The following is a 10,735-nucleotide window of genomic DNA, read 5'->3' as shown; positions in this document are numbered from 1 at the left end:
AACACCTTCCAAGGCGCCACCTCCACCATCGCGTTCGCCTTCACCGGCACCCAACGCACCGAAACCACCAAATAACCACTGAGCTCCGCCGGGTCTGATCGGTTTCCTTTCCCCCCAGCCCGATCAGGCCCGGCGAGAATAAACTCCAACGGCCCCGACACGCTTATGCAGATGGCGTATCGGGGCCGTTGGCCTTTTAAGGGGTGCCGGCCGGCAGGCCGCGGGAAGAACTAGGAGAACCGTCCCGGCCGGAACGTCGACAACATCGGGTGCTTTTCCCCCGTCAGGATCTCCCCGGACAGGAGCTCACCGGCGATCAGGCCCAGCGTGGCGCCCGAGTGCGTGAACGCGACGAAGCAGCCAGGCACCTGCTCGAGTTCGCCGAAGACGGGCTCACCGTCACCTGGAATGGGCTTGTACCCGATCTTCCAAGATGCCGCCTTGAGCTCGGGGTTGCCCGCGATGAGCTTTGAGGACTCGTCGGCCAATTCCTGGACCACGTCATCCGGGATGGTGAATGACCCGTCGGCGTGCTCGGTGATGTGTTCCTCGTACCAGTCGTGATCCAGCGCGAAAGTGTTGCCCGGGTTGGGACGCACCGCTGCCCGGGGCGTGTTCATCACAGCGGTCACCTGGTGTTCCACGGGCTTGGTGACCACCAGCATCGAAACCGGAGAACCGTTGGGGATCTCGACGCCCAGAGGCTTTACGACGGCGGGCGTTGCGGCACCGCAGGCAACCAGTACCGCGTCTGCCGCGTATGTTTCACCGCTGGCCGTTTCGACGCCGGTGGCCCGACCGCCGCTGGACGCGCCGCCGTCGACCGTTACCGAGACTTTGCCCGCGTTGAGGACCAACCGGCCGCCGAGGTGGTGGAATTCCTCCATCAGGAAGTTCACCAGGTCCGGGAGGCTGACCCAGCCTTCGCCCGGGTTGAAGATCGCATTTTCCGGGACGGCGGTGGCGTCGATGCCGGGGGTGACCGAGGCAATCTCGTCGGGCGCCAACAGCTTGGAATCGTAGCCAATGGATTTTTCGTAGGCGTGGCGCGCAGCGGTGGCATCGCTTTGTCCGGCGGCGTTCCACATGAGCCCACCGCCGAACTGCAGCCACTCGCGGCCGGGATCGGCGGCGAAGAGTGTGCGGTACCGGTCCACGCCGGCCACCCGCAGCTGGTGGTAAGGGGTGGAGCGATCACCGGCGGAGTTGAGCCAGGACAACGACCGGCCGGTGGCTTCGCTGGCGAGGCCTTGCTCGGTCAGGAGGGTCACGGAGGCGCCCTGGCGGAGCAGATGGACGGCGGTGGAGACGCCCAGGATGCCGCCGCCGATGACGGCGACGTGCTTGGTGGAGGACATGGTTCTCCCTTTCTATCTGTTGATGCGGTGTACGCCTTTAGGCGAAGGCGTGAATGTTTTCGATGATCCTGAGGGTTTCCAGCGCTTCGGCCGCTTGGACGGGCAGTTGGCCGCGGCCGCTGAGTGAAGCTGCAAGCTCCCGGTAGAACTGCGGGTAGTCGCCCTTTTCTGCCGGGACCGGCGTGGCCGACCCGTCCACTCCCAGAAGCCCCCAAGACTCCTGGGGTTCGATGCCGTAGGAAGCGTCCGACGGCGTGACACCGGACGCGAGCGCCGGTTCCTGGCCGTCGAGTCCCCACTTGGTGTACGCGGCTTGGGAGCCGAGGACATGGAACCGCGGGCCGGCTTGGGCGGCCATTCCGTTCATCCACAACCGTGACCGGACTCCGGACGTGTGGCGCAGTGACACAAAGGCTTCGGTATCTGCGGCCTCAGCATGGGGTCCGTTGTTGGCGGTCTCGCCGTAGCTCTCCTCCACAGGGCCGAACAACTGGATGGCTTGATCGATCAGGTGGGCACCGAGGTCGTGCAGCAGGCCGCCGCCCTCGGCCAGCGTGGCGGAATCGCGCCAGTTTCCGAACCCGTCGGGCCGCCACCATTCAAACCTGGATTCAAAGGTCCGCACCTCCCCCAATGCCCCTTGGCCCAACAGCTTCCGGAGCGTCAGGAAGTCGGCATCCCACCGGCGGTTCTGGAAGACCGTGAGCTGCACACCGGCGTCGGACGCCCGGGCAACCAGCTCCTCACCCTGCGCGACCGTCGTGACGAAAGGCTTGTCCACCACCACGTTCAGGCCGTGGGCCATCGCCACGGCGCCCAGCTCGAAGTGCGTCAGTGGAGGCGTTCCCAGCACCACGAGGTCCAACCCGCCGGCAAGCGCGAACATCTCTCCAGGCGTGGAAACGATCGTTGCTTGCGGGTAGAGCCGCGCGGCCTCGGCCTGGCGTTGGGGGTCCGAGGTAACAATGACGTCCAGCGCATAAGCCGGGTCCGCCTGGATCAGCGGGGCATGGAACACGCTGCCCGAGACACCGAAACCGACGACGGCGGTCCGGATGGGCGCCGCTGGCAGGGCGCCCATCAGAGGACTTCCGAAAGGAAGCGCTGAAGGCGTTCGCTGCGGGGGTTGTCGAAGAGTTCGGTGGGCGTGCCTATTTCGACAACCTCGCCTTCGTCCATGAACACCACCTGGTCCGCTACCTTCCTGGCAAAGCCCATCTCGTGGGTGACCACCAGCATGGTCATGCCGCGGCGCCCCAGGCCGGCCATGAGGTTGAGGACACCCTTGACCAGTTCCGGGTCCAGTGCACTGGTGGCTTCATCGAAGAGCATGACTTCCGGTTCCATGGCCAGTGCCCGTGCGATGGCGACACGCTGCTGCTGGCCGCCGGAAAGGTCCCTGGGCCGGTGATCAGCGCGCTCAGCGAGGCCAACCTCGGCAAGGCGGCGCCGGGCCCGTTCCCTGGCTTCGGCTTTGGACATTCCTTTGACGCTCCACAGGGCCAGTGCCACGTTTTCCAGGGCGGTGTGGTCCGGGAAAAGGTTGAAGTGCTGGAACACCATGCCGATGCGTGCCCGCAGAATGTCCGGTTTGACCTTGAGGGCACTTTCGCCGGCCAGCAGGACATCACCACTCTTTGGTTCGTGCAGGCGGTTGACGCCGCGCAAAAGGGTGGACTTGCCCGAACCGGAGGGGCCGATGATGCAGGTGGTGGTTCCGGGTGCCACCGTGAGGCTGACGTTGCGGAGTACGTCCACGTCGCCGTAGGCCATGGTCAGGTTCCGCAGTTCCAGGCTGGAACCGTTGAATTTTTCGACGTCGGGTGCCTTGCTGGCGTTGGTGCTGCTGGCGTTGGTGCTGCTGCTTGTGAGGTTCACGTGTTGCTCCCGGTAATGAGCGGCGACGCCGCATCGAGTTCCTTGACTTCCTTCAGGCCGCTGGTGGGGGCCGAAGGACGACGGCGGCCGGTCCGGAACTTGTTGTCGAAGTAGTTGACCAGGTGGGTCAGCGGAACGGTGATGACGAGGTAGAAAATGCCTGCCATGACCAGGGGCGAGAGGTTGCCCGACAATACTGCGGCGTCCTGGCCCACCCTGAAGAGTTCGCGTTCGCTGACCAGCAGACCCAGGAAGTACACCAGGGACGAATCCTTGACGATCGCGATGAACTGGTTCACCAAGGCTGGGAGCACCCGACGGACGCCCTGCGGCACTACCACCAGTGTCATGGACTTGGCGTAACTCATGCCCAGGGCCCGGCACGCTTCACCTTGCCCCTTGTCCACGCTGAGGATGCCTGCACGGAAGATTTCTCCGATGTAGGCGCTGGCGATGAGGCTCAGCGCGATGATTCCCAGCGGGTAGGGCGAGGGGCCGAAAACCGATTGGCTCAGCCTGGCAAATCCCTGGCCGATCAGCAGGATGGTGAGGATGGCGGGCAGCCCGCGGAAGAGATCCGTGTAGATCCGCGCCGGGATGCGCAGCCACTTGGAGCGGGAGATGCCCATGACCGCCACCACCATGCCCATCACTACGCCGAGGATGGTTGCTGCGATGGAGATGATGAGGGTGTTGAGAAGGCCAACTCCCAGGAGTTGGGGCAGCACTTCGACCATGGAGTCAAAGTCGAAGAACGTGCGGCTGATGGTATTGAGCCAATCCATTGGGTGCTCTCAGACGTTGGTTGTTGTTCGGGGCGGCTTACTTGCTGCGTGGCTTACTTGCTGGCAGTGGGAGAAGGGCTGGAAGTCTGCTCTGCCTTGGGCAGGTACTGCTCGGGCATTGGCGAACCCGGGAACCACTTCTGGTAGAGCTTCTTCCAGGTACCGTCTTCCATTGCCTCGGCAAGGCCCTTGTTCAGGGCGTTCTTGAATGCCGGCTTGTTCTTGGCGATGGCGAATCCTGCCGGGGCGTCAAAGGAGGGGATGTCGGCGGCACTGACCAAGCCGAATTGCTCCTGGTACGCCTTGGCGGCCTCGTAGTCCAGGAAGTGTGCGTCCACGGAACCGCTGTTGACGGCCGCGATGGCAGTGTTGTTGTCCGGGAAGCGCACGAGCTGGGCTGAGGTGAAGTTCTTCACCGCATAGGCTTCCTGGAGGGTGCCTTGGACAACGCCCAGACGCTTGCCGTTGAGCCCGTCCACATCCTTGATGCCGGAGTCCTTGGTGGTGATCACGGTCAGGTAGCCGGCAAGGTAGCCGTCGGAGAAGTCCACGGTTTCCTTGCGCTTGTCGGTGATGCCGATGGCGGCCACGCCGACGTCGAACTGTCCGTTGGCCACGGCGGCGAGGAGGCCGGAGAAGTCCTGGCCGGTGAAGACAACGTTGTCCACGCCGGCACGGTGGGCCACGTCCTTGAAGAGTTCAACATCGAAGCCAGTGAAGTTGCCGGAGCCGTCGGTGAAGGTATAAGGCTTCGAGTCGCCCAGGCTGGCAACGCGAATGGTGCCCGGTTGGATGAGGCCGTAGGGGTTCTCGGCTGACGGCGAGCTGCTTGCGGAGGCGCCGCCGCAGCCTGACAGGGCGAGGAGTGCCGCCACGGCTGCTGCTGCAATGGCTGCAGGGCGGAAGTTCAGTTTGATCACAGCGTTGTCCAATCGTGGGAGGGAAAGCGGTGCTGTCAGGAGCCGCTGAGAGTGATTTCTCGATGATGAGTCTTGTTGAGTCCGGTCTCAGCGCCTAGGATTGAGACCGGACTCACATCGATTGATAAGAAATGTAGCGGAACTCACAAAGCCGCGTCAACACCCACCCTGAAAGGTGAAAATGAGCACTGAGGGATCCCGACGGCGGGACGTAACGGTTGCCGACGTCGCCAAAGCCGCAAAAGTTTCCAAGGCGCAGGCGGCTCGCGCCTTGGGCAATTACGGCGCCGTGAGCGACGACGTCCGCGAACGGGTTCTGGCTGCCGCTGAGGAGCTCGAGTACCGTCCCAATGAGCTCGCCCGCAGCATGAACACCGGCAAGTCGAACACCATCGGGGTGGTGGTTGGCGATATCGAGAACCCGCATTTCGGGCTGGCAACGCGGGGTATCACCGATACCGCCAAGAAGAGTGGCTTCAACGTCATCCTCATCAACACAGATGAGGAAAGGGCCGCGGAAGTCGACGCGGTCAGGGTGTTGCTGGACAAACGGGTGGACGGCTTGATCGTCGCACCTGCCTCCTCGGTGGACACCTCGCACCTGCAACAGGTTGGTGAGTCCGGGCGGCCCTTGGTCCTCCTCGACCGCGCCGCCGAGGGACTGGACGCAGAAACGTTCGCGGTGGACATGGGTGGCATCTCCTACGAGTCCACCAAGCACCTGATCCGGGCAGGCCACCAGCGCATTGCCTTCGTCTCCACCCTGACTTCAGACCACCCCTACACGGAAGGGATGAAGCTAGGGTCTTCCCAGATTTCGGACCGTTTGGAGGGCATCCGCCGCGCCTTCGAGGAAGAAGGACTTACCTTTCCAACGGACCTCGTCAGGCTAAATGCCGGGGACGGGGAGTCGGTAAAGCGAATTACCCGCGGGCTGTTGACAGGACCGGATCCGGCGACGGCGATCATCGCCTCCGACGGCCTGATCGCCCTGGGCGTGGTGGAAGCCATCCAGGAAGCCGGACTGGCCATCCCCCGCGACGTCTCGTTCCTGATGTACGACGACTTCGCCTGGACCCGCCTGACCACGCCTCCGCTCACGGTGATCGCCCAGCCCGTGTACGACATGGGAGCCGCCGCTGCCGCCGCCTTGATCCGGCAGATCGAAGGACGGAAAACGGCAACACCCAGCCCTGCATTCGTGGCACGGCTCATCCATCGGGGTTCTGTCGGAGCGCCGCGTAAAGCGGGTACACCGATCCCGACAGCCGGCTAAGCCGGCCGGATCAGGACTGGACGTCGCCTTCCTCGGGGTCATCGGCGGAGCGGACCTCGTTCCTGATGATGCCCAGTTCCTCCAGCTGCGCGGACATCCCGGCACCATCGGGGGCGTAGATCCATGGAACCCCCGGGGTCGGCTGTCCACCGGACTTTGACCGGCCACCTGCCAGGACGGCTTCACCGGCGGAGAGCTGGCGGATGGCAATGGCCCGGACGTTTTCGGGGTGGCGCTGGGCGAATTCGGAGTAGATGGCTTCGTCATGCTGCCCGTCATCCCCTACAAGCAGCCATTTGATGTTGGGGAATTCCTCAGCGAGGCGTTCCAACGATGTCCTCTTATGCTCCTGGCCGCTGCGGAACCAGCGGTCGGGCGTAGGTCCCCAGTCGGTCAGGAGCTTGGGACCGGCAGGGTACAGATTGCGGGACAGGAAGCGGGACAGCGTAGGAGCAACATTCCAGGCACCCGTGGAGAGATAAAGCACGGGCGCAGATGGAGCGGTGCGTGCAATCCGTTCGTACAGCACTGCCATGCCAGGCGTTGGGGTCCTGGCGTGCTCGTTGAGGACGAACGTGTTCCACGCTGCCAGGAAAGGACGCGGAAGGGCGGTCACCATCACGGTGTCATCAATATCGGACACAACTCCGAACCGGGCGTCGTCGGCCACAACTTCCACCGGAGCCTCCACCGTTTTGGAGCCACCGGATTTCAAGGTAATGGTGTGCCATCCAGCCGTCAGTTCCACCGGGATACGGGCGTCGACCACGCCTCCACGGTCGGCTACGACGTCATGGGTGGTGCCGGCGATGGTGACCTGCACGGCCGCATGTGCCACCGGGGCGCTGGTGAAGTTCCGCCAGCCGCGCATGCTCTCCTGCAAGGGGTTCGCGTGACCGGCAGCGTCCCGAGGATCACTTCGGACCACCCGGGCCAGGACCCTCACCCAGGACGTGCTGCCGTACCCGGTGTACGGGATGACGGTTTCCACCCGGCCACGGCGGATGGCCAGGCGGGTCTGCAGCCTCAGCCACGCGTCGTCGAGCCTCATCGCGATGTGGCGCGCTTGCTCGCGGGGCGGTGTCAAGCTGATGCTGCTGCCTGCAGTGGACGTGGGGCGCGGCCTTGCGGGACGAAAAGACATGTTTCCAGTCTTCCATGGCCGGGACTTAGGTTACGGAACGCGACCCACAGCGGAATCAATCAGCACTTCGGCGGCTTGGCGTGCTTGTCCAGCGGCCTCGGGCGATCCGGCGATGGCCGCCGTCGTCTGTGCACCCTCTGCCAAGATCGAAAGCTGCGGTGCCAGATAAGGCGGTGCACCCGCCTCAGCGGCGAGCCCGGCGACATACTCCTGGAAGGATTCCTTGTGCTTCCGCGCATAGTCCGCCACTTCCAGGCTGACTGCGCCCAGCTCGGCGAAGCTGTTGATGAAGCCGCAGCCGCGGAACGAGTCCTGGCAGAACCAGCCGGCGAGGTAGTCGAATATGGCCAGCAGCTTGGCCCGCGGGTCCTCGGCCCGGCTCACCGTTTCGGCCAGCCCCTGGGTCCAGGACTCGTGGCGGCGCTCCAGCACCGCCATCACGATGCTGCTTTTGGACGGGAACTCCTGGTACAGCTTCTTCAGGGAAACACCGGCGGCCGTACGCAGTTCATCCATGCCCACGGACTGGATGCCTTTGGCGTTATAGAGTCCATCGGCTGTCGCGACGATGCGTTGACGAACCTCGGAAATATCCATGGGTCAATAGTACTTGAAATGAGAACGATCGTTCTATAGTATTTGTCCTAGAGAGAGAACGATCGTTCTCTACTTCGAGAAAAGGGAAACAGAATCATGGGCTTCATCAAAGTCGGAACTGAAAACACCACGGACATCGAGCTCTACTACGAGGACCACGGCACAGGCCAGCCCGTCGTCCTGATCCACGGCTATCCCCTTGACGGCGCTTCCTGGGAGAAGCAGACCGCCGCCCTCCTCAACGCCGGCTACCGCGTCATCACCTACGACCGTCGCGGCTTCGGCAAATCCAGCAAGACCACCACCGGCTACGACTACGACACCTTCGCAGCGGACCTCAACACAGTCCTGGAAACCCTCGACCTGCAGGATGCCGTCTTGGTGGGCTTCTCCATGGGCACCGGCGAAGTCGGGCGCTACATCGGCACCTACGGCGAGGCCCGGGTGGCCAAGGCCATCTTCCTTGCCTCCCTCGAACCCTTCCTCCTCCAGACCGATGACAACCCCACGGGCGTTCCGTCCTCCGTGTTCGACGGCATCCGCAACGCCGCCATCGAGGACCGCTACGCCTGGTTCACCAACTTCTACAAGGACTTCTACAACACCGACAACTTCCTCGGAAACCGTCTCAGCGAAGAAGCACTGCGCAACTCCTGGAACGTCGCAGCGGGCTCGTCCTGGTACGCGTCGTTCGCAGTGGTTGACACGTGGCTGACCGACTTCCGCGCCGACATCGAGAAGGTCACCGTGCCCTCCCTGATCGTCCACGGAACCGGCGACCGCATCCTCCCCATCGACTCCACCGGCCGCGAATTCACCAAGCGCCTTCCCTCTGCGGAATACGTGGAGATCGAGGACGCACCGCACGGCTTCCTCTGGACTCACGGCGCTGAGGTCAACGAGATCCTGCTCGGCTTCCTGGCCAAGTAGCGCTTGCGCGCCAACTGATTAAAGAACGACGGCGGCCGCTCACCGGCGGTTCCGGAAGGAACCAAAGGTGGGCTGTCGCCGTCGTTTATGTCCGCTTACGCCGACGGCACTTCGGTGAGGGAACCGTCATGGTCCAGGCGCAGCGTGAGGTCCAGGTCGAGGCGGGCCAGGAAGTCGTCGTCGTGGCTGACAACAATTACGGCGCCGCGGTAGGAGTTCAGCGCAGCCACCAGCTGGTCCACGCTCTGGATGTCGAGGTTGTTCGTGGGCTCGTCGAGAATCAGGACCTGGGGCGGTGGATCGGCGAAAAGGAGCCGGGCCAGAGACACCCTGAACCGTTCTCCGCCTGAGAGTGTTTGCACCGGCCGATAGACGCTCTCGCCACGCAGCAGGAAGCGTGCCAGCTGGTTACGGATCTCACCCTCAGGAACGTTGGGGGCGGCCTCCTGTACGTTTTCCAAAGTGGTGGCGGCCTCGTCCAGGCCATCAAGGCGTTGGCGCAGGTAGCCGGCCCGCTCTGTGAGAAGACGACCACCTGCCGGCCCGTCGTCACCGGCAACGACGCGTTCGAGCAGCGTGGTCTTTCCCACCCCATTCGCACCTATGACGGCCACCCGCTCCGGGCCTTCCATCACGAAATCCCGGTTGGTTCCCCGCAATTTCGCTATCCGGCGGCTGCGTGGAACGTCCGGATCAGGAAGATCCACGCTGATGCGCTCCTCATCCCTGATCATGGAGGAGGCCGCATCCAATGCCGCCTGGGCGGCGACCACTTTGTTGTCCGAACCCGAACGAAGCTTCCCGGCCGACACCTGGGCGTCGGAGGCCCGCTGGTTCATGAGGATCTTGGAGCCCTTTTTGTTGTCATAGCTGCTCTGGCCCGTCCGGGCCCGCTTTGCCAGCTTCGCTTCGGCTTCCTGCCGCTGACGCTTCTCAACCTTCACCGCCTGCTTCGCGGCCTGGGCAGCCTGCACTGCAGCGGCCTGCTCCTCCTCCAGGTGGGACCGCCATGCGCTGTAAGGGCCGCCGAAGACCCTGAGCTCTCCCCCGTGCAGTTCAGCTGTGTTGTCCATCAGCTCCAACAATGCGAGGTCATGGCTGACCACCACCAGCGTGCCCGGCCAGCCGGACAAAAGGCCGGACAGCTTGGCCCGTGCTTCGCGGTCCAGATTGTTCGTGGGCTCATCCAGGAGCGTGATCGCTGCCCGCTGGAGCCTCAGTCCCGCGATGGCAACCAGCATGGCCTCGCCGCCCGAGATTTCACCGACGCTCCGGCCCAGGTCAGCTGACGACAGGCCGATGTGGCGCAAGGCCCCATCGGCGCGCGTCTCAATGTCCCAGTCGTCACCGAGCACTTCGAAGTTCTCCATCGACACGTCCCCGGATTCGATGGCCTTCAAGGCCTTCACCTTCGGGCCGATGCCAAGCAGGTCCGCCACGGTGGAACCCGTGGCGAGCGTCAGGGTCTGCGGAAGGTAGCCGACGTCGCCGTTGATCGTGATGAGGCCACTGGCCGGTGTGAGGATCCCGGCAATGAGACGGAGCAACGTCGATTTTCCGGCCCCATTGGCGCCCACCAGGCCGGTGAGGCCAGTACCAAACGTTCCAGAGACTTCAGAGAGTGCGGGGGTGCCGTCCGGCCAGTGGAAGCTGACGTCGGTCAGGGTGATGGACGGGTTTTTTGCAATAGGCATGTTGCTTCAGGACTCCAGTGATTTCAGCGAATGCGCTGCCACCGGTCCAGAAGGACATCAAAGATGTGTCAGCGCTTGGTTTGCGTCGCGAAACCTTGAATGTCCGTCAAAACATCGGCCTAACACTGGGGAACAGAGGAGTTCAGTCTCACA

General features: G+C 63.5%; 10 protein-coding genes. 2 read left to right on the top strand and 8 right to left on the bottom strand.

The genetic code is table 11. The features are described from left to right. Positions 1 to 230: 230 nt before the first annotated feature. The 5 genes from FDP28_RS20070 to FDP28_RS20050 are packed head-to-tail and all read right to left on the bottom strand — an operon-like array spanning position 231 to position 4,941. Complete coding sequence (locus FDP28_RS20070; protein WP_144663370.1) at positions 231 to 1,358, bottom strand: NAD(P)/FAD-dependent oxidoreductase; 1,128 nt, start codon at positions 1,356 to 1,358, stop codon at positions 231 to 233. Positions 1,359 to 1,395: 37 nt separating this feature from the next. Then, positions 1,396 to 2,439, bottom strand: coding sequence for a Gfo/Idh/MocA family protein (locus FDP28_RS20065; protein ID WP_144663369.1), 1,044 nt, complete (start codon positions 2,437 to 2,439; stop codon positions 1,396 to 1,398). Beyond that, positions 2,439 to 3,236 carry an amino acid ABC transporter ATP-binding protein gene (locus FDP28_RS20060; protein ID WP_144663368.1) on the bottom strand — a complete coding sequence of 266 codons (798 nt, stop codon included), beginning with the start codon at positions 3,234 to 3,236 and terminating at the stop codon, positions 2,439 to 2,441. Before FDP28_RS20060 ends, FDP28_RS20065 begins: the two co-directional genes overlap by 1 nt. Then, positions 3,233 to 4,021, bottom strand: coding sequence for an amino acid ABC transporter permease (locus tag FDP28_RS20055; protein ID WP_144663367.1), 789 nt, complete (start codon positions 4,019 to 4,021; stop codon positions 3,233 to 3,235). Before FDP28_RS20055 ends, FDP28_RS20060 begins: the two co-directional genes overlap by 4 nt. Before the next feature lie 53 nt (positions 4,022 to 4,074). Then, on the bottom strand, positions 4,075 to 4,941 hold the full coding sequence (locus FDP28_RS20050) for an ABC transporter substrate-binding protein (protein ID WP_144663366.1): 867 nt from the start codon (positions 4,939 to 4,941) through the stop codon (positions 4,075 to 4,077). Positions 4,942 to 5,122: 181 nt separating this feature from the next. Here FDP28_RS20050 and FDP28_RS20045 point away from each other — a divergent pair, with 181 nt between their 5' ends. Beyond that, positions 5,123 to 6,217 carry a LacI family DNA-binding transcriptional regulator gene (locus FDP28_RS20045; protein ID WP_144663365.1) on the top strand — a complete coding sequence of 365 codons (1,095 nt, stop codon included), beginning with the start codon at positions 5,123 to 5,125 and terminating at the stop codon, positions 6,215 to 6,217. A 10-nt stretch (positions 6,218 to 6,227) separates the two neighbouring features. Here the strand turns inward: FDP28_RS20045 and FDP28_RS20040 are convergent, their stop codons facing one another. Both FDP28_RS20040 and FDP28_RS20035 read right to left on the bottom strand, forming a co-directional pair. Further along, positions 6,228 to 7,361, bottom strand: a complete 1,134-nt coding sequence (locus FDP28_RS20040; protein ID WP_144663364.1) for an App1 family protein — start codon at positions 7,359 to 7,361, stop codon at positions 6,228 to 6,230. A gap of 30 nt (positions 7,362 to 7,391) precedes the next feature. Next, positions 7,392 to 7,958: a TetR/AcrR family transcriptional regulator gene (locus FDP28_RS20035; protein WP_144663363.1), complete on the bottom strand. Its 567-nt coding sequence runs from the start codon at positions 7,956 to 7,958 to the stop codon at positions 7,392 to 7,394. Between the two features lie 96 nt (positions 7,959 to 8,054). Between FDP28_RS20035 and FDP28_RS20030 the strand changes: the two genes are divergently transcribed. Then, entirely contained in the window at positions 8,055 to 8,888 is an 834-nt protein-coding gene (locus FDP28_RS20030) for an alpha/beta fold hydrolase (RefSeq protein WP_144663362.1), read from the top strand. A 95-nt stretch (positions 8,889 to 8,983) separates the two neighbouring features. Here FDP28_RS20030 and FDP28_RS20025 read toward each other — a convergent pair whose 3' ends face one another. Then, positions 8,984 to 10,582, bottom strand: coding sequence for an ABC-F family ATP-binding cassette domain-containing protein (locus FDP28_RS20025; RefSeq protein ID WP_144663361.1), 1,599 nt, complete (start codon positions 10,580 to 10,582; stop codon positions 8,984 to 8,986). Between the last annotated feature and the right edge of the window lie 153 nt (positions 10,583 to 10,735).

Source organism: Paenarthrobacter nicotinovorans (genome assembly GCF_007670255.1).
Lineage (GTDB): Bacteria > Actinomycetota > Actinomycetes > Actinomycetales > Micrococcaceae > Arthrobacter > Arthrobacter nicotinovorans_B.
Note: the sequence above shows the minus strand (reverse complement) of the source record. Positions and strands in the feature narration are given on the sequence as shown.

What these genes read in the sequence shown, in the direction of transcription:
- FDP28_RS20045 (WP_144663365.1), top strand. Translation starts at nt 5,123, where the DNA reads ATGAGCACTGAGGGATCCCGACGGCGGGACGTAACGGTTGCCGACGTC.
- FDP28_RS20040 (WP_144663364.1), bottom strand. Translation starts at nt 7,361, where the DNA reads ATGTCTTTTCGTCCCGCAAGGCCGCGCCCCACGTCCACTGCAGGCAGC.
- FDP28_RS20070 (WP_144663370.1), bottom strand. Translation starts at nt 1,358, where the DNA reads ATGTCCTCCACCAAGCACGTCGCCGTCATCGGCGGCGGCATCCTGGGC.
- FDP28_RS20035 (WP_144663363.1), bottom strand. Translation starts at nt 7,958, where the DNA reads ATGGATATTTCCGAGGTTCGTCAACGCATCGTCGCGACAGCCGATGGA.
- FDP28_RS20065 (WP_144663369.1), bottom strand. Translation starts at nt 2,439, where the DNA reads ATGGGCGCCCTGCCAGCGGCGCCCATCCGGACCGCCGTCGTCGGTTTC.
- FDP28_RS20055 (WP_144663367.1), bottom strand. Translation starts at nt 4,021, where the DNA reads ATGGATTGGCTCAATACCATCAGCCGCACGTTCTTCGACTTTGACTCC.
- FDP28_RS20025 (WP_144663361.1), bottom strand. Translation starts at nt 10,582, where the DNA reads ATGCCTATTGCAAAAAACCCGTCCATCACCCTGACCGACGTCAGCTTC.
- FDP28_RS20030 (WP_144663362.1), top strand. Translation starts at nt 8,055, where the DNA reads ATGGGCTTCATCAAAGTCGGAACTGAAAACACCACGGACATCGAGCTC.